This is a genomic window from Paraburkholderia sp. BGA-UO-ETr-F12 (assembly GCF_059567945.1).
In genome coordinates, this window is sequence record NZ_JCAQOZ010000057.1 from 57623 (window position 1) to 74057 (window position 16435).

The window sequence follows — 16435 nt, forward strand, 5'->3', positions numbered from 1 at the left end:
CGTTTGCCGGCCAGCCCGAGGCCGCTGCGTCAATGCGTTGCGACAGAATCCAGGCCGGTCGACGTTACCACGGGCTGTACAGCGGGCGAGGCGAGGTAGTCGAGCAACGCCTTTGCTTCCTGCGGATGTTCGGCGCCCACCGGGATGCCGGCGGCATAGCGCGTAACCGATTGCACCGACTCCGGAATCTTTCCGACGAAGCTGGCGCCCGGCACCGGCAGCAACTCGCTGACCTGCTGGAATCCCAGTTCGTAATCGCCGTTGGCAACCACCGATGCGACCGGAATCTTCGGAATCATCTTCGCCTTGTTCTTCACCTGAGCTTCGATGCCAAGCTTGCTGAAGAGCTCGCGCTCGATATAGACACCGCTCGCGCTGTCCGAGTAGGCGATCGATCTGGCATGGAGCAAGGTCTCCTTTAGCGCATCGACCGAGCTGATATCCGGTTTCGGCGCGCCGTTGCGCACCACCATGCCAATGCGGGAATCGGCAAGCTCGACGCGCGATCCGGGAATCACCTTGCCTTGCTTGATCAGATCGTCGAGCGCGTAGCCGACCATGATGACCACGTCCGCGTGTTCACCCCGCTCGAGCCGGTTCGGAATGGCTTCCGGCGATTTACCCATCGACGGCCCGAGGATCGTGTCGAGCGTGTTGCCGGTTGCGGCCGTGAACTTGGGGCCGAGCAGTTTATAGGCGGCGGTGAAGCCGCCCGAGGTCATCACGTGGAGCTCGGCGGCCTGTACGTTTGCTGTCGCAACGGTGCTGGCCAGCAGTCCTGCGGCCAACGTAGTCAGAAAAAAGGTTTTCATCCGGATAAGCGTGGCAGTTTGATGTGGATAAGCGCGTGACGGACTCACCGCGCCAGGTGCGCTGGCCGCAATCGCGGCGACCCGCCCCTTATACATACCATACCTGAACAGCAGCCCGAACGGCGCGCGGCTTGCGACCCGGGTACGCTGCCGCCGGACTCCCCGATCCTGTAGCGGCGCCGCGTTCCGGCCTTCGTCAATGCGCGTTCAGATACCGTGCAATCACCGGATACACGTCCACGGCCGCGTTCTTGCCGAAGATACAGTCGATATGCCCGTAGCCGGGAATCAGATGGCGCTCATATGGCTGCTCGGGGAAGTGCCTGACCAGCAGGTCGAACGTGAGCTCGGTACTCTGCGGCAGATAGGTTTCATTCTTTTCGCCGTGGATGAAGCCGATCGGCAGACGCATGCCCTCCAGACCTTTCATGCCGCCCGTCCCGGTGAGGTAAACGTCTTTGCCGGCCGCATCGACAACCTTGCCCGCTCGCACCATGGCGGCCAGATGCCTGAATACCTCGATGTCGTGCACGCCGAACAATTCCTGCAGGTTCGAGTGAAGCGTCTCGCTCAATTTTTCATGCTCATAGAGCAGGCCGTAAAGGAAGGTGGCCCGGTGGCAGATCGCGCTGCCGCAGCCCTGCTTGTGATTGAGCGGGTAAAGCCGCAACGCTTCATCGAGCAGATTTTGAGGCCATGTCCCGCGTTCCGTGAAGGCCGTCAGGTCGTGCACGCCGAGATGCGCCATGATGTCCGGGATATGCAACCCGCACTTGATCTTTTCCAAGGTGCCCGGCACCGGATGCGCCGAGACCTGAGAGATGACCGCCGAGCGCACGCCCGCGAGGCCACTTAGCAGCGACATGGTCAACGCCATGCCGCCCATGCAGTGGCCCAGCACCTGAATCTCCGGCAGGCCGGTCAACGCGCGCACTTTGGCGACCGCGGCCGGAATGTCCTCGCGAGCGACCTTGTCGACATTGGTCGGCGCGAGCACGCTCGGCATTTCGATGCTGACGCGCAGATCGACGAGCCACACATCGTAGCCCGCCGCGCAGAGATATTCGACCAGATTGGTGCCTGTCAGATCGGTGGAAAAGATCCGGCTCGACACGCCCGAACCGTGAATCAGCAGCACGGGACGCAGAGGAGCATTGGCCGGCCCGGCGTAGCGCGTGAGCCGCAGTGTGGTGCCGTCGGGCGTGTCGAAAAAGACCACTTGCGGCACGGGTGCGCGCAGCGCGCGCTTCAGGCGCGGCGACGCTTGCGGATCATAAAACTGCAAGGGCGCGGCCACGCCGCCATATTCGGTGAACAGCACGCCCGCGAAAAACTTGCCGAACTTCAGGGTCCATTCAAGCCGCGTTTCCAGATCGGGTGCGTTGGTGACTTCGAGCGTGCGTTGCTGCTTGAGGAAATTCTCGGGTGTGATGATCAGCGTTGCCGTACCGATCGGCGGTGCGTCCGCTTGCGCCGACTCGCGGATTTCCGCGTAGAGCGTGTTGGTTTGTTCCCACAGATTGATCGGCGAGGTCCGGGTGATGATCTTCTGTCCGCTCAGGTAGTACGTCTTGCCTTCAGTGGCGTTGAGCGTCATGTGGTAATTCATGTTGCGCTCGTCTACATCCGATTGATTGACCACGAACAGGTTGAAGGTGCCGTCGGCGATCGTCGTGGGTTGCGCGCTGAGCGCGGGGCAAGTCAGCGTGCCGGTGGTGTGGGCGAGATGCTGTGGATTGCTCAGCATATCGGCCAGATTGTCCGATTCGACCGTCAGCGTGAATTCGATCGGACTGGCGGTGGCATCGCCCACGACAGTCGGCGTGTAGGTGCCGATCATCGTTTCGGTGAAGCGCAGGCCAATCTGCTGAGGCGCCGGGGCGGGGGCCGCACCCTTGGCCTCGTAGTCGATGTTCCAGCCTCGCGCACGGGCGAGCAGCGCGCAATTGCGTTCCGCCAGCGCTGAAATCGTCAGCAGCGGATTGACGCCGAGCGACATCGGCATCACAGCGCCATCCATTACATACAGGCCATCGTGCACCGCATTGCCTGCGGTGCCGCTGAAAACCCGGCCCTGGTGGTCGACGACACCGCGCGTTGCGTCCTCACCCATCCCGCAGCCGCCGAGCGGATGCACGGTGACGGTGCGGTTATCGAGCAGGCTGGTGGAGATCGGGTTGCGCAGGTATTTACCGCCGAGCGGTGCCTGGGCTTTCTTGAGAGCTTCTTCGACGGTCTGGAAGATCGGCTGCTTGCCGGCGTTCGGCCAGTCGATGCGCGGCCTGCCTTTATCGTCTACGGTAATCTGGCCGCTTTCGTCGTCATGCGCCATCACCAGGTAGGTTTGCGTGTGGTTGAGCGCGCCGTGATAGGGACCGCGCAGAACGCTCTCGATCACGCGCGCATCGTAGCCGAGCGGCTCGCCAGCGGCGCGCGGCGCGGGAATGTCGACGCCTTCGAGCGGCGCGGCGCCGCCGAGCAAGGCGACCATCGCGGCGCCGACCGCCCCGGCGAGCGAGCCTTCTTCGATCACGAAGCCGTCTTTCACGTCAGGCGTATTGCGGTGGTCGATGATGCCGGTAATGGTTGGTCCGACCGCAGGAATCTCGCCTTGCTCGTGCGCGCCCCAGCCGATGCCGTTGATCGCTTCCTCGGTGTTGTACGCGAAGGCGAGGACGTCGCCGTTGCCGGTGAAGTGCTGGCCGAGCCTGCCCGAAACGCTCAGACCCGCCTCGCGCGAGCGCAGCAGCAGGGCGGTCGAACCGAGCGTGCCGGCCGATACGATGACGATATCGGCACTCACGAACAGATCGGGCGCGTCATAGCTCTCGCGGCCCAGCGAGACCTCCTGAAAGCGCACGGTCCACTTTTGCGTAGCGGTGTCGCGCAGCACCGAATGCACCGCCGTGCCCGTGAAAATATGGGCGCCGTGCGCGACCGCATCGGGCAGATAGTTCATGTGCGTGGAATTCTTCGCGTCGTAATTGCAACCCGAGTTGCAATCGCCGCAACCGACGCAGGCCTTCTGTTCGACGCCCGCCGCGTTCACGCGGTCCTCGAAGGTGACGGTGATCTCCGGCGGGTAAAAGCGATCTGCCATGCCGAGCGCCTGCGCGGACAGTTTGAGCGCCTGCAGTTTCGGCAACTGCAAAAAATCGCCGGACACCGCCGACGGCTGCAACATCGCGTGGGCGAGTTCGTAGCCTTTGTCGCGTCCCGCCTGGTCGGCGCGCAGCGCCTCGGGCCAGCGTTCGTCATCCCATAGGCGCGGGTCGGCTTTGAGCGCGACGTTCGCATTGATCAGCGAGGTGCCGCCCAAGCCGCAGCCGACCACCGCATTCACGTCGTCATTCACGTGGACTTCGAGCAGCGCGAGCGGCGAGCCGATTTGCGCGAGGGCGGTGTTGTATTGAATCTGCGCGGCGCCTTCGATCGGCGTGCGCGGATACTCGCCGGCCATGAATTCGCGCCCGCGCTCCAGTACGCACACGCTTCTGCCGGCGCGCGCCATACGGCTCGCGGCGATCGCACCGCCATAACCCGAACCCACCACCACGACATCGTAATGCGGCTGCATGGCTGTCAGGACGCTCGATAAGCGGTTCATCAGGACCACCTCGTCAGGAAGGAGATGCCGGGTAGGGGAACCCGGACTTCGGAAGGAAGACGGCATGCGGCAGCGGCTTTTTTATCGCAGGCGGTGCGCGATGTCAAAAAAAGGCGCATCGTACGGGGCGCGTACGTGGAGCCGGTCGCGATTTCCACAAGGAAGAAGAAACCCGCTGCCGCTCCACGCCGGTCCTTGAAGAGGCTATTAGGCGGCTACTTCATTCATTTCGCTGTCGCTCGATTCGGCGGCGAGCAGGTTCAGGGCGAGCAGAATCACGGCGCGATTGTCGACGTCGATTTCGATGCCGAGCGCGTCGGTCAGCCAGCGGCCGATCTTGGTGTTGGAAAATTCGGCGGCGCCGGCCGTCTTTTTCATGGTGACGCCAAGTTTGACGGCGCGATAGTGATATGAGGGCACCCGATGCTGAGCTGCGACTGCCGACAAGCCACCTTTGCCTTCCGAGCACCAGCCGAGACTGCCGGCCAGCACGATGCGCTCCGGCTCGTCGAGGCTGTCGATGAAGGCGCGCGCCGCGAGCCGCACGCCGGCTTCGTCGAGACCGTATTGCAGCAATACGCTTTCGACCGGGTCTTCCAGTGCCTGCGCGTGCAGATCGATTTCCTGCGCCATGCCTTCGTTTTCCATCGACACATTGCGTTGATGGCCGGCGCTGCGCAGGCAGTCGATCAGGTAGCGGCGAAAATACGCGCACAGTGCGTAGCCGTTGGACGGCGCGCTGTCGGCGCAGGCGTTGGTCTCCGTGTGGCCGGGTGCGAGGCGCAGTACTTTCGCGTAGATGAACTGTGCGACCAGTTCTTCCTTGTCCTCGCCGAGGGCCTGGAGTTCAAGCGGGTGATAGGTACGCAGCGCCCGCTTGACCAGATCGACCATCGACACCATTTCGTCGCCGGACAACTGGGTGCGGCGGCGCCACAGGTCGGGCAGGATCGCATCGTCGAGATTGCGGACGAACGCGTGGCTCGGAACTGCGCCCATGAAAACCTCCATAAGGGGAAAGACAGGGAGCGCGGGGAGCCTCGACTGCAGGCAAGGAAGGCAAGCTGGAATTGTTAAACCGCGCTTGAAAGTGACGTCAGTATGGTTTCCGGCGGCGGCTTCGCCTATATGGATTAAGTGGTAGCTGATGGGTAAACTGTCGGGTAAACCATTCGTGCGTCCGGCTGGTTTTCCCTGTTTGCCTTCTGAAAGCCGTGGGTTGCACCGCAAGGCCGCAACGGCGCGGTCGAGTACCGCAATACCTGATGCCGTACCTCCCGCGCGCCGGGCCTGCACGATGTCCGCGTCGCTGAACCTCCGTCCAACGCCATCGAATCTGCCGTGCCCGACCAAGAGGAGACCGCATGATGCGGGCCGCACCCATCCAGCGTGCAATCGACGAAGACCTGGTGCGCGTGCTTTACGCGCAAGATCCGATCGCTTTCTTTTCCCACTGGTTCTCGATCGCGGTGCTGGTGGCGATCTACTGGCCGAATATTCCGTCGCCGCGGCTGTTCGTGGCGTGCTTCGGGTTTTATGCGGTGGCCAATTGCGCCGGACTCGCGTTGTGGATCTGTCATCGCCGCTACCCGCAGCTCGTCACACCGCGCGGCTGGATCAACCTGCATGCGGTGCGCGGTGTGTTGCTGTATAGCGGGCCGGGGCTCGCGGTGTGGTTCGCGTTCCAGAGCCCGCAAACCGACTTGCCGCTGCTTCATACGGTGATGCTCGTCACGCTGGCCGCCGGCGTGTTCATGTCGAACGGCTTCGATCTCCTGAACTTTTCGACCTCGATTCCGTTCCTGCTGCTGCCGTCGATCGTGCTGCACTTCGGCACGCATACGTTCGACCGCACGATTCTCGCCATCGTCCTCGCGTTCTTCTTTTGCGCGATCAACGTCTACGCGCTGAGCTATCGCAAGCTGTTCCACCAGGTGGTGCAGGCGCGTGTCGATCAGCAATATCTGGCCGAGTCGCTGGCGGCGCAAAAGCGTGTCGCCGAAGAGGCGAGTCTTGCCAAAACGCGATTTTTTGCGGCCGCGAGCCATGATTTGCGGCAGCCGCTGCATGCGATCGGCCTGCTGGCGGCTTCGCTCAACGACACGGCGGCGACGCCTGTGCAGCATGCGAAGACGGCCCAGCACATCGTCTACAACGTCGAAGCGTTGAACCAGTTGTTCAACCAGGTGCTCGATCTTGCCAGGCTCGAAAGCGGCGTGACCCAGGTGATCCGTTTGCATTTCCGGCTTGCGGAACTGTTCGAACGGGTTGGCAGCCAGTACCGCCCGCAGGCCGCGGCCAAGGGCCTCGCGTTGCGGATCGCGCCAACCTCGATGGTCCTGCACGACGATCCGGTGCTGATCGAACGCGTGCTGAGCAATCTGCTCTCGAACGCGGTGCGCTATACCGACGAAGGCGCGATCTGGGTGGGGTTCCGCCGCGCCGGGCGGCCTACGGGCGGCTATATCGAGGTGCGCGACTCCGGCGTCGGCATTCCGGCCGAGGAACACGAACGCATCTTCGAGGAGTTCTACCAGGTCGCCAATCCGCAGCGCGACGCGCGCCAGGGGCACGGTTTGGGTTTGCCGACGGTGAAGCGCCTGGTCGAGATGCTCGAAGGCGAGTTGCAGTTCCGCTCGGCGCCGGGGCGTGGTTCGACATTCCGCTTTCCGGTACGCACGGGCGACGCCAGGGCGATTATCGCGAGCCTGAACGAGACCGTGGGGAGCGGGCCGTCGGCGCAAGGGCGGCGCGTGCTATGTATCGACGACGAACCGTCGATACTCGAAGGTCTCGCGAGTCTGCTGGGGCGCTGGGGGTGTATCGTGCGTGGCGCACGCGACGAGGTCGACGCGCTGGTCGCGCTCGAGGACGGTTTCGTGCCGGATGCCGTGCTATGCGACTACCAGCTGGCCAATCACCGAACCGGCGCGCAAGCGCTCGCGGCCGTGCGCAATGTACTCGCACGGGCGGGGCATGAGGGCGTGGTGACCCTGCTGATCACGGGCGACATGGCGTCGGCGGAACTGGCGGCGCTGGCCTTGCAGGGCATTCCGGTACTGCACAAACCGGTCACGCCGGCGCGCCTGCGGCGCACGCTGGAAATGCTGTGGCAGCAGGCGGAACTGGACAAGGGGCGAGCGGCTTAAGGTGCGGCATGCAAGGCGGCACGAGCGCCGCCCGTCGAGCCGCGCTTACACGGTTGCAGGTCGCAGGATTACAGGGTTTTCCCAGCCTCGAGCCAGCCGTTGATCACGGCGATCGCCATGGACCGGTTGTGCACGCCGAGCGCCCGGAAGATGACCGACAGGTGGACTTTGACTGTCCCCTCCGCCACGCCCAGTTCGCGTGCAATCATCTTGTTGGTCCAGCCGCGGTGCACGAGCCGCATGATGTCCTGTTGCCTGGGCGACAGGTTCTCCAGCAAATGTTGCTGGTGCGGTTGCAGCGCCTGGAGTTGCGCGATCGGTTCGGTGACTGTGGCGCCGCCTTGCGCCGGGGCAGGGGCGGCTCCCGGAGCGGCCAGCTCGGCCGCCGCGTCGGCATGCACCGGGGCGGCTTGCGTCTCGCGCGAGCCCAGCAGGCTGAGCGCTTCCATCGGCACATAGGCGCCGCCTGACAGAACCAGTTCGATCGCCTTGAGCATGACGCTGGCGGGTTGCCGCTTGGGCACGAAACCGAGCGCGCCGGCGGCCAGCACCGCGCGCATTTCGTCGGGCGATTCTTCAGCGGAGAGGACCACGACCGGCAGCGCGGGGTTCGCCTTCAACAGCATCTCCAGTGACGAAGCGCCGCCCATGCCGGGCATGTGCAGATCGACGATGGCGAGGTCGTGGTCGGCGTCGGGCCGCGCGGCGGCGGCAAGGGTTTCCCAGCTGTCGGCTTCGTCGAATTGCGCGTCGGGATCGAGACCGCGCAACAATCCTTTGACGCCTTGCCGGATCAGTTCATGGTCGTCGGCCACAAGAAACTTCATAATGTCTCCGCGAGTCGGACCTGCGCGTTGTGGACTACCACCGCCGTGCTTCTGGCTGCTCTTGCCGTTTTACTTCTATTTTCGTCTGGCGTCATTGCCCGTTACCCCGCGATCATATGCCGATCGATGGCGCGGCGGGCATTGCGGCCCGCCGCATAATTTGACAGTCTATTTATATGATCGCCGGCTGGTTCGATGCACCAGCTTATTGTGTAAGGCAGGTCTCCCGCGCATAGGTTCCGGCTTGGTAGGAAGACGAGCCGAATGACACAATTTTGAAGCGTTCTACGCGGGAAGCCGCAGGTTATGCGCGCCGGATTGGATCACGCCAATACATCATTTCATTTGACCGCGAATAACGTCGCGTTCATCAGCAGCTTGAACGCGAAACCGAGCGACACCGCCGAACCCACGCCGAAGCACCACAGCGCGATGAACCAGAGCCAGCCGGGCAGCCGGCGCGCGGGCGGGTGAGGCGCGTTGTTGCGGGCGGCGTCGGCGCCCGTGTCCTTAGTGATAGTGATGTTGGTCGCCATGACGCACCTTGCCACGAAATACCCAATAACCCATCGTCGTATAAGCGATGATGATCGGCAGAATGACCGCCGCGCCGACTAGTGTGAACATCTGGCTCGAGCGTGGCGCGGCGGCTTCCCAGAGCGTCATGCTCGATGGGATCGCATACGGCCACAAGCTCACCAGCAGCCCGGCATAACCGAGCAGCACCAGCATGAGCGCCAGCACGAACGGCGTGTTGTGATGCCGTGCACGTACCGCGCGATGCATGAAGAACGCGCAGATCGCGACAAGGAACGGCACCGGCAGCAGACGGTAGAACAGATTGTCGTGGAACCAGCGTTGCGCGATATTCGGATCTTGCAGCGGTGTCCACAGGCTGACCATCGCGATGAACCCCAGCAGCACGAGCGTCAGCGGCCACACCACGCGATGCAGGCGGCGTTGCAGATCGCCTTCGGTTTTCGCAACCAGCCAGCAGCAACCGAGCAAGGCGTAGGTGATCACCAGACCGAGGCCCGTCAGCAGACTGAACGGCGTGAGCCAGCCGAAGGCGTCGCCCGCGTAGCCGCCGTCGATCACCGGAATGCCCTGCAAAAATGCGCCCAGCACGATGCCCTGAAAGAAGGTGGCGCCCGCTGACCCGCCAATGAAGGCCAGGTCCCACAGATGTTTCGTGCGCTTGGCCTTGGCGCGAATCTCGAACGACACGCCGCGGAAAATCAGGCACACCAGCATGAAAATCAGCGGCAGATACAGCGCGGACAGCACGGTCGAGTAGACCACCGGAAACACCGCGAACAACGCCGCGCCACCGAGCACCAGCCAGGTTTCGTTGCCGTCCCACACCGGGGCGACGGTGTTCATCATCAGGTCGCGTTCCTTCTCATCGGGGAAGAACGGGAAGACGATGCCGATGCCCAGATCGAAGCCGTCGAGCACCACGTACATGAATAGGCCCAGTGCGATGATCGCGGCCCACGCTACGGTTACGTCCATTTTCTTTCTCTTTCCGGCAAGTGAAGTCAGGTGGCGTCGATCATCTGATCGGCGGCGGACAGCGGGCGGCGCGCGGTCTGATCCGGCGCGTGTTCAGGTACGCCGTGCGGGGTGTGTCCCGGCAGTGCAGGACCCGCGCGCATCAGCTTGAGCATGTAGTAGATGCCGGTGCCGAACACGAGGAAATAGACCACCACGAACGCCATCAGCGAGATACCGACCTGCTGCGTGGTGAGCGGCGACACCGCCTGCGAGGTGCGCATCACGCCGTACACCACCCACGGCTGACGGCCTGCTTCAGTGGTGACCCAACCCGCCAGCAACGTGATGAAACCGCTCGGGCCCATTACGACGGCCACGCGCTGGAACCATTTCGCTTCGAACAGGCGTTGGCGGCGGCGCAGCACCCATGCGGCCACCGACATCACGATCATCAGCACGCCGAGACCGGCCATGATGCGGAAGCTCCAGAACACCACCGTCGAGTTCGGCCGGTCTTCCGGCGGGAATTCCTTCAGACCGCGAATCTCGCCGTCCCAGCTGTGCGTGAGGATCAGGCTGCCCAGGTGCGGGATCGACACGGCATAACGCGTGGTCTCCGCCTGCATGTCAGGAATGCCGAACAGATTCAGCGGCGTGCCGCCTTTCTCGGTTTCCCACAGACCTTCGATCGCGGCGATCTTGGCCGGCTGATACTTGCGCGTGTTCAGACCATGCTGATCGCCCACGAAGGCCTGAATCGGCGTGAGGATCAGGAGCAGCCAGAGCGCCATCGAGAACATCTTCCTGACGGCCGGATCGCGCCGGCCGCGCAGCAGATGCCACGCGCCGACCGCGGCCACCACCAGCGCCGCGACGATGAACGCCGCCAGCGCCATATGGGCGAGACGGTACGGGAACGACGGATTGAAAATGATCTTGAACCAGTCGAGCGGCACCACATGGCCGTTCACGACTTCAAAACCTTGCGGCGTTTGCATCCAGCTATTGGACGCGAGAATCCAGAAGGTCGAGATCAGGGTGCCGATCGCTACCATCAAGGTGGCGCCGAAGTGGGCGCGTGGACTCACGCGCTGCCAGCCGAACAGCATGATGCCGAGGAAACCCGCTTCGAGGAAGAACGCGGTCATCACTTCGTACGTCAGCAGCGGTCCGGTGACAGGTCCGGCGAAACTGGAAAAGCCCGACCAGTTGGTGCCGAACTGATAGCTCATCACGACGCCGGAGACGACGCCCATACCGAAGGCGACTGCGAAGATCTTCGACCAGAACAGGCAAAGATCTTTGTAGTACGCCTTGCCGGTTTTCAGCCAGCGCCATTCAAGGACGGCGATGAAGCTGGCGAGGCCGATGCTGAGCGCTGGAAAAACAATGTGGAACGAAACGGTGAACGCAAACTGAATGCGGGCGAGATCGAATGCCGAGATTGCGGAGTTCATGAGCGTGAAGTGGCTTAGGTGCGTCGTGCCCGAAGGCGGACTACGCGCGTCGACCGTTGTCGGTGCGCACTGCGCTGGGCAGATGGCGCAAGAGTAGGGGAAGGCGAAGTTTTTTGCTGCGACGCGACGTGCGTCAAAAAACCACGTTGTTTCACGCGAATTTTCGATTTTGAGACGGCAAATCATTGATAGGTATCAAGTTTTCCTAATCGCGTGCTTGGTCACTTTTTGCTGGGGCGTCACGAGACTGCGGCAATAGACCGCGCTGCAACAATGGGCGCGGCGTCTTCCTGATCGGTCGCAGCGACATGGTCTGTCGAGCAAGCCGCTTGACTTCAATATTTTCTGAGCATAAAGTTTTATTCATGCACAGGAATAAACGGCCGGAGCATATCCGCCTTCGGCCACTCAGGAGACAAGCCTTGCTCAATCTCACACCCGGTTCGCTCGCGGGGCTCCGCATCGTCGATCTGTCACGCGTGCTGGGTGGTCCTTACTGCACGCAAATCCTCGCCGATCACGGCGCCGAAGTCGTCAAGGTCGAACCGCCTAACGGCGACGAAACCCGCACCTGGGGGCCGCCGTTCGACGGCGATACGGCCTCGTATTTCGTCGGCGTGAATCGCAACAAGCTCGGCGTCGCGCTCGATCTGACGCAGGAGCCGGAGCGTCGGAAACTGCTCACGCTGCTCGAGACGGCCGACGTGCTCGTCGAAAACTTCAAGATCGGCACCCTGGAACGCTGGGGGCTTGGCTATGACACGTTGCAGACGCGTTTTCCGCGGCTCGTGCATTGCCGCGTGTCCGGCTTCGGCGCGGATGGCCCGCTCGGCGCGTTGCCGGGCTACGACGCCGCGGTCCAGGCGCTCACCGGCTTGATGAGCGTGAACGGCGAGGCGGGCGGCGCGCCGTTGCGCGTCGGCGTGCCGATCGTCGATCTGGTCACCGGACTGAACGCGGCGCTCGGCATCCTGATGGCGCTGCGCGAACGCGAGACGAGCGGGCGCGGTCAGTTCGTCGAGTCGACCTTGTTCGACAGTGCGCTGTCGATTCTGCATCCGCATACGCCGAACTGGTTTTACTCCGGCAAAGAGCCGCAACGCAGTGGCAACGCGCATCCCAACATCACGCCGTACGACATGTTTCATACCGGCAGCGTCGATATTTTTCTCGCCGTGGGCAACAACGCGCAGTTCGCGGGACTGTGCGCCGTGATCGGTGCGCAGGCGCTCGTCGACGATCCGCGTTTTGCCAGCAACAAGGAGCGCAGCGCGCATCGCCGTGAATTGCGCGCGGAGCTTGAGAAACACTTTGCGTCATGGGAAGGCGAATTGCTCGCAGACACGCTGATTCGCCGTGGCGTGCCGTGCGCGCCGGTGCTCGGATTGGGTGCGGCGCTGGAGCATCCGCATACGGCGCATCGCGGCATGCGCGTGGAGATGGGCACGTACAGAGGCATCGCGTCGCCGATCAAGCTGAGCCGCACGCCGGCCAGTTACCGCAGCACGCCTCCGGCGCTCAATGAGCACGCCGAGCAGGTCTTCGGCAAGCCGGGTGCGAACGACTGACGTTTTCGCAGCACCTCGCTCAATCTGGATTCACCCCGTCGATACAACAAAGAGCGGCCGCGTGCCGCCAAGGAGACAGTATGTGCATTGATCGCGCAGGACGACGCTCGCCGTCGGGTTTTACGTCGGATTTCATCGCGCCCGTTGAGTGGACGCACAGCACGCAAGGAGCCACGCAATGCTCGCGCTGATCGGCACGGTTGCCATAGTCGCGTTGTTCGGGCTGATCATCACGAAGCGCCTTTCGCCGCTGGTCGCACTGATCGTCGTGCCGATCGTGGCGGCGCTCGTCGCCGGCTTTGGGCTGTCCACAGGCAAGTACATCGTGCACGGCGTGCAGAACATCGGGCCGGTAGCGGGTATGTTCGTGTTTGCGATTTTATTCTTCGGCATCCTGACAGATGCGGGCATGCTCGATCCGATCATCAACGGCGTACTCCGCGTGGTCGGCTGCCATCCGACGCGCATTGTGATGGGTTCGGCTTTGCTCGCGCTGCTGATTCACCTGGACGGTTCCGGTGCGGTGACGTTCCTTGTCACGCTGCCCGCGATGCTGCCTTTGTACACACGGCTCGGCATCGACAAGCGGATTCTCGCGTGTGTGGCCTCGATGGCGGCGGGTGTCAATTTTCTGCCGTGGGTCGGGCCGATGCTGCGCGCCTCGGCCGCCTTGCATATTCCCGGCACGGTGATTTTCTATCCGATGATTCCGGTGCAGATCGTCGGCCTGATTTTCGTGTTCGGCACTGCCTATGTGCTCGGCAAACGCGAAGAGAAGCGTCTCGGTCTCGATCGTGCGAGTGCGGCAACGGTTTCGGTCACGCCTCGCGAACTCTCGCCTGAGGAACTGGCGTTGCGCCGCCCCGGCCGCTTCTGGATCAACCTTGCGTTGACGCTGATCGTGCTGGTCACGCTGGTGTCGGGCATTGTCGACCCGATGGTGATGTTCATGCTGGGCACGGTTGCCGCGTTGATCGTCAACTATCCGGACGTCAGGCAGCAGCGCGAGCGTATCGACGCGCACGCCAAAGCCGCGCTGATGATGGCGAGCGTTCTGCTCGCGGCGGGCGCGTTCACCGGCATCATGTCCGGCACCGGTATGCTCACGGCGATGGCGCAGGTCGTGGTGCAGCACGTGCCGGTCGACCATGCGCGCCATATGCCGTTCGTGCTCGGGCTCGTCTCGATGCCGTTGAGTCTGTTGTTCGATCCGGATTCGTTTTACTTCGGCATTCTGCCGGTGCTGGCGGAGAGCGCAAAGATACTCGGTGTGCCGCCGGTGCAGATGGCGCAGGCCGCCCTGCTTGGTCAGATGACGACCGGTTTCCCGGTTAGCCCGTTGACGCCCGCGACGTTTCTGATCGTCGGTCTGACCGGCGTCGAACTCGCCGAGCACCAGAAATTCACGATTCCCTTTCTGTTCGCCGCCACCCTCATCATGGTGTTGACCGCGGTGCTGGTTGGCGTGTTTCCGCTTTGAATGGCTTTGAGCGCGTCGCGCAGATGGTGGGCGAGGCGCAGGTACTGAACAGTTTTGATCCAGCAGTAACGACCCAGGACGTAGATATGAATTTCGACCTCACCGAAGACCAGCAATCGATCCAGGCCGCGATCGAAAAGATCTGCGAAAAATACGACGACGAGTACTGGCTCGCCCGCGATCGCGACGGCGGTTTCCCGCATGACTTTCATCGCACGCTGGCCGATGCCGGCTGGCTCGGGATCGCAATGTCGCCGGAATATGGCGGCTCCGGTCTCGGCATGACCGAGGCCGCGCTGATGATGCGCACGATCAGTGGCTCGGGCGCGGGCTTGTCGGGAGCCTCGGCGGTGCATATGAATATTTTCGGGCTGAATCCGGTGCAGGTGTTCGGCAACGACGAGCAAAAGCGCCGTTTCTTGCCGCCGCTGATCGAGGGCCGGGACAAAGCGTGCTTCGCGGTAACCGAACCGGACGCCGGGCTCGATACCACGCATCTGAAAACCCAGGCTGTGCGCGACGGCGACCACTATGTGCTGACCGGCCGCAAGATCTGGATCTCCACGGCGCAGGTTGCGAGCAAGATGCTGATCATCGCGCGGACCACGCCGCTCGAGCAGGCCGCCAAGCCGACCGACGGCCTCACCCTGTTCTATACCGACCTCGACCGTGAGCACGTGGAGGTGCGCGAGATCGAGAAGATGGGCCGCAAGGCAGTCGATTCGAACATGCTGTTCATCGACAACCTGCGCGTGCCGGTGCAGGATCGTATCGGCGACGAGGGCGCGGGTTTCCGCTATCTGCTGCACGGGCTGAACCCCGAGCGCATCCTGATTGCCGCCGAGGCCATCGGTCTCGGCCAGGCGGCTTTGAGGCGCGCGACGCAGTACGCGAAGGAGCGGGTGGTATTCGGCAGGCCCATCGGCCAGAACCAGGCTATTCAGCATCCACTGGCTCAAGCCTGGATGCAACTCGAAGCGGCCAACCTGATGGTGTTCAAAGCCGCTTCGCTGTACGACGCCGGCCAGCCCTGCGGCGCCGAAGCCAACGCCGCCAAGTACCTCGCCGCGGAAGCCGCCTTCCAGTCATGCCAGACGGCGATCGCCACGCTTGGCGGGATGGGCTACGCGAAGGAATATCACGTCGAACGTTATCTGCGGGAGTGTATGATTCCGAGGCTCGCGCCCGTGAGCCCGCAGATGATCATGTGTTTCATCGCGGAGAAAGTGCTGGGCCTGCCGAAGTCGTACTGAGCATTTCACCTCGCCGCCATGGATGTCAAACTCGTTGCCCGCACCTTAGACCTGTTCGAACTGTTCGCCGCCGAACAACGGCCGCTGCCGCTCACCGAACTCGCGCGTTTGCTGAACGTGCCGGTGTCGAGTTGTCTCGCGCTCGCCCGCACGCTGGTGAGCCGCGGTTATCTGTACGAGGTCAGAAAACGCGGCGGCTACTATCCGACGCGTCGCTTGCAGTTGCTCGCAAGCGCGATCAATGCGGTCGATCCGATTGTCGAGATGGTGCATCCGCGTCTCGTCGAATTGCGCGACGTGAGCGGCGAGACCGCGGTGCTCGGCAAGATTCACGGTACCGCCGTGGTGTATCTCGATGTGGTCGAGTCGACCAAGGCGATTCGCTATACGCGCGCGCCGGGCGAGTTGCGTCCGTTGCATGCGAACTCGATCGGCAAGGCGATTTTTGGTGAACTCGATGCCGCCGCGCAGCAGTCACTCGGCACTCAACTGTCGTTCGAACGCTTCACGGCGGCGACCGTTGCCGATCTGCCCGCGCTGGTCGCGCAAGCGGCGGCGGCAAAGGCGCTAGGCTGGTGCGCCAATCTCGGCGAGAGCGCGCCGGAGTTGTCGGCGATCGCGGTTGCCGTGACGATAGGGGGAGAGCTGTACGGCCTTTCGGTGGTGGGCCCAACCGAGCGCATCCAGAAAGATCAGCAAGCCCATGCGGCCGAATTGCTGCGCGTGAAGCGGGCGATCGAGCTTCAGGAGCAGCACGAGCCGCAGCAGCCGCACGAATAAGACGC

12 protein-coding genes are annotated in these 16435 nt (G+C 63.0%); 5 read left to right on the forward strand and 7 right to left on the reverse strand.

Annotated elements, in window-relative coordinates:
* Positions 1–29 precede the first annotated feature (29 nt).
* The 3 genes from AC57B6_RS27035 to AC57B6_RS27045 all read right to left on the reverse strand — a co-directional run bounded on the left by AC57B6_RS27035 (position 30) and on the right by AC57B6_RS27045 (position 5418).
* Positions 30–812: a substrate-binding domain-containing protein gene (locus AC57B6_RS27035; protein ID WP_496422468.1), complete on the reverse strand. Its 783-nt coding sequence runs from the start codon at positions 810–812 to the stop codon at positions 30–32.
* Between the two features lie 196 nt (positions 813–1008).
* The gene (locus tag AC57B6_RS27040; protein ID WP_496422469.1) at positions 1009–4419 is read right to left on the reverse strand and encodes an alpha/beta fold hydrolase; all 3411 of its coding nucleotides are present in this window, start codon (positions 4417–4419) and stop codon (positions 1009–1011) included.
* Positions 4420–4626: 207 nt separating this feature from the next.
* Positions 4627–5418: a hypothetical protein gene (locus AC57B6_RS27045; protein WP_028197370.1), complete on the reverse strand. Its 792-nt coding sequence runs from the start codon at positions 5416–5418 to the stop codon at positions 4627–4629.
* A gap of 368 nt (positions 5419–5786) precedes the next feature.
* On the opposite strand from AC57B6_RS27045, the gene AC57B6_RS27050 reads away from it, so the two are divergent.
* Positions 5787–7568, forward strand: a complete 1782-nt coding sequence (locus AC57B6_RS27050; RefSeq protein ID WP_028197369.1) for an ATP-binding response regulator — start codon at positions 5787–5789, stop codon at positions 7566–7568.
* Between the two features lie 68 nt (positions 7569–7636).
* Here AC57B6_RS27050 and AC57B6_RS27055 read toward each other — a convergent pair whose 3' ends face one another.
* From AC57B6_RS27055 to AC57B6_RS27070, 4 genes are all read right to left on the reverse strand, one after another.
* Positions 7637–8395, reverse strand: coding sequence for a response regulator transcription factor (locus AC57B6_RS27055; RefSeq protein ID WP_496422470.1), 759 nt, complete (start codon positions 8393–8395; stop codon positions 7637–7639).
* Between the two features lie 341 nt (positions 8396–8736).
* Complete coding sequence (locus tag AC57B6_RS27060; protein ID WP_030100851.1) at positions 8737–8931, reverse strand: hypothetical protein; 195 nt, start codon at positions 8929–8931, stop codon at positions 8737–8739.
* Positions 8906–9910, reverse strand: coding sequence for a cytochrome d ubiquinol oxidase subunit II (gene cydB, locus AC57B6_RS27065; RefSeq protein ID WP_178370133.1), 1005 nt, complete (start codon positions 9908–9910; stop codon positions 8906–8908). The genes AC57B6_RS27060 and cydB overlap by 26 nt, the downstream gene beginning before the upstream one ends.
* Before the next feature lie 26 nt (positions 9911–9936).
* Positions 9937–11349 carry a cytochrome ubiquinol oxidase subunit I gene (locus AC57B6_RS27070; protein WP_496422471.1) on the reverse strand — a complete coding sequence of 471 codons (1413 nt, stop codon included), beginning with the start codon at positions 11347–11349 and terminating at the stop codon, positions 9937–9939.
* 422 nt (positions 11350–11771) lie between these two features.
* Here AC57B6_RS27070 and AC57B6_RS27075 point away from each other — a divergent pair, with 422 nt between their 5' ends.
* From AC57B6_RS27075 to AC57B6_RS27090, 4 genes are all read left to right on the forward strand, one after another.
* Complete coding sequence (locus AC57B6_RS27075; protein ID WP_496422472.1) at positions 11772–12917, forward strand: CaiB/BaiF CoA transferase family protein; 1146 nt, start codon at positions 11772–11774, stop codon at positions 12915–12917.
* A gap of 178 nt (positions 12918–13095) precedes the next feature.
* On the forward strand, positions 13096–14397 hold the full coding sequence (locus tag AC57B6_RS27080; RefSeq protein WP_028197363.1) for a CitMHS family transporter: 1302 nt from the start codon (positions 13096–13098) through the stop codon (positions 14395–14397).
* 86 nt (positions 14398–14483) lie between these two features.
* Positions 14484–15650 carry an acyl-CoA dehydrogenase family protein gene (locus tag AC57B6_RS27085; RefSeq protein WP_030100847.1) on the forward strand — a complete coding sequence of 389 codons (1167 nt, stop codon included), beginning with the start codon at positions 14484–14486 and terminating at the stop codon, positions 15648–15650.
* An 18-nt stretch (positions 15651–15668) separates the two neighbouring features.
* Positions 15669–16430 carry an IclR family transcriptional regulator gene (locus tag AC57B6_RS27090; RefSeq protein WP_028197361.1) on the forward strand — a complete coding sequence of 254 codons (762 nt, stop codon included), beginning with the start codon at positions 15669–15671 and terminating at the stop codon, positions 16428–16430.
* The last annotated feature ends 5 nt before the right edge of the window (positions 16431–16435 follow it).

Excerpts from the sequence above, each read along its gene's own strand:
- AC57B6_RS27050 (WP_028197369.1), top strand. The coding sequence starts at position 5,787 with ATGCGGGCCGCACCCATCCAGCGTGCAATCGACGAAGACCTGGTGCGC.
- AC57B6_RS27060 (WP_030100851.1), bottom strand. The coding sequence starts at position 8,931 with ATGGCGACCAACATCACTATCACTAAGGACACGGGCGCCGACGCCGCC.
- AC57B6_RS27045 (WP_028197370.1), bottom strand. The coding sequence starts at position 5,418 with ATGGGCGCAGTTCCGAGCCACGCGTTCGTCCGCAATCTCGACGATGCG.
- AC57B6_RS27090 (WP_028197361.1), top strand. The coding sequence starts at position 15,669 with ATGGATGTCAAACTCGTTGCCCGCACCTTAGACCTGTTCGAACTGTTC.
- AC57B6_RS27040 (WP_496422469.1), bottom strand. The coding sequence starts at position 4,419 with ATGAACCGCTTATCGAGCGTCCTGACAGCCATGCAGCCGCATTACGAT.
- AC57B6_RS27080 (WP_028197363.1), top strand. The coding sequence starts at position 13,096 with ATGCTCGCGCTGATCGGCACGGTTGCCATAGTCGCGTTGTTCGGGCTG.
- AC57B6_RS27085 (WP_030100847.1), top strand. The coding sequence starts at position 14,484 with ATGAATTTCGACCTCACCGAAGACCAGCAATCGATCCAGGCCGCGATC.
- AC57B6_RS27070 (WP_496422471.1), bottom strand. The coding sequence starts at position 11,349 with ATGAACTCCGCAATCTCGGCATTCGATCTCGCCCGCATTCAGTTTGCG.
- cydB (WP_178370133.1), bottom strand. The coding sequence starts at position 9,910 with ATGGACGTAACCGTAGCGTGGGCCGCGATCATCGCACTGGGCCTATTC.
- AC57B6_RS27055 (WP_496422470.1), bottom strand. The coding sequence starts at position 8,395 with ATGAAGTTTCTTGTGGCCGACGACCATGAACTGATCCGGCAAGGCGTC.
- AC57B6_RS27035 (WP_496422468.1), bottom strand. The coding sequence starts at position 812 with ATGAAAACCTTTTTTCTGACTACGTTGGCCGCAGGACTGCTGGCCAGC.